The organism is Alteromonas ponticola (genome assembly GCF_012911815.1).
Lineage (GTDB): Bacteria > Pseudomonadota > Gammaproteobacteria > Enterobacterales > Alteromonadaceae > Alteromonas > Alteromonas ponticola.
Window position 1 is genome coordinate 1 of sequence record NZ_JAATNW010000014.1, and the last position, 1,725, is coordinate 1,725.

Genomic DNA, 1,725 nt, shown 5'->3' on the forward strand with positions numbered 1-1,725 from the left:
TGGGTAGGGGAGCGTTGTGTAAGCGGATGAAGGTGCATTGAGAAGTGTGCTGGACGTATCACAAGTGCGAATGCTGACATGAGTAACGATAATGGGGGTGAAAAACCCCCACGCCGGAAGACCAAGGTTTCCTGTCCCATGCTAATCAGGGCAGGGTAAGTCGGCCCCTAAGGCGAGGCAGAAATGCGTAGTCGATGGGAAACGGGTTAATATTCCCGTACTTGTATATTCAGTGATGGAGGGACGGAGAAGGCTAAGCAAGCTTGGCGTTGGTTGTCCAAGTGAAAGTGAGTAGGAAGTAAGATTAGGTAAATCCGGTTTTACAATTCCGAGACACGAGACGAGCCACCAAGGTGGCGAAGTTGTTGATGCCCTGCTTCCAGGAAAAGCTTCTAAACTTATGAATATATGAACCGTACCCCAAACCGACACAGGTGGTCAGGTAGAGAATACTAAGGCGCTTGAGAGAACTCGGGTGAAGGAACTCGGCAAAATTGTACCGTAACTTCGGGAGAAGGTACGCCTCTGTCTGTGATGAGACTTGCTCTCTAAGCGGCTGGAGGTCGCAGTGACCAGGTGGCTGGGACTGTTTATTAAAAACACAGCACTCTGCAAACACGAAAGTGGACGTATAGGGTGTGACACCTGCCCGGTGCCGGAAGGTTAATTGATGGGGTTAGCTTAGGCGAAGCTCTTGATCGAAGCCCCGGTAAACGGCGGCCGTAACTATAACGGTCCTAAGGTAGCGAAATTCCTTGTCGGGTAAGTTCCGACCTGCACGAATGGTGTAACCATGGCCACGCTGTCTCCACCCGAGACTCAGTGAAATTGAAATCGCTGTGAAGATGCAGTGTACCCGCACCTAGACGGAAAGACCCCGTGAACCTTTACTACAGCTTGGCACTGAACATTGAACCTACTTGTGTAGGATAGGTGGGAGGCTTCGAAGTATGGACGCCAGTTCATATGGAGCCGACCTTGAAATACCACCCTGGTATGTTTGATGTTCTAACGTTGGTCCCTTATCGGGATTACGGACAGTGTCTGGTGGGTAGTTTGACTGGGGCGGTCTCCTCCCAAATAGTAACGGAGGAGCACGAAGGTTAGCTAATCACGGTCGGACATCGTGAGGTTAGTGCAATGGCATAAGCTAGCTTAACTGCGAGACAGACACGTCGAGCAGGTACGAAAGTAGGTCATAGTGATCCGGTGGTTCTGTATGGAAGGGCCATCGCTCAACGGATAAAAGGTACTCCGGGGATAACAGGCTGATACCGCCCAAGAGTTCATATCGACGGCGGTGTTTGGCACCTCGATGTCGGCTCATCACATCCTGGGGCTGAAGTCGGTCCCAAGGGTATGGCTGTTCGCCATTTAAAGTGGTACGCGAGCTGGGTTTAGAACGTCGTGAGACAGTTCGGTCCCTATCTGGTGTGGGCGTTGGATGATTGAGGGGAGCTGCTCCTAGTACGAGAGGACCGGAGTGGACGAACCGCTGGTGTTCGGGTTGTTTTGCCAAAGGCATTGCCCGGTAGCTACGTTCGGAACGGATAACCGCTGAAAGCATCTAAGCGGGAAGCCGGCCCCAAGATGAGTCATCCCTGGACGTAAGTCCTGGAAGGGTTGTTAAAGACGATGACGTTGATAGGCAGGGTGTGGAAGCGTTGTAAGGCGTTAAGCTAACCTGTACTAATTACCCGAGAGGCTTAACCATACAACGCCTAA

At 51.7% G+C, this 1,725-nt stretch carries 1 rRNA gene; it reads left to right on the forward strand.

Features of this window, described 5'->3' with window-relative positions:
• A 23S ribosomal RNA gene (locus tag HCJ96_RS16135) occupies window positions 1–1,714 on the forward strand; the annotation flags it as partial.
• Between the last annotated feature and the right edge of the window lie 11 nt (window positions 1,715–1,725).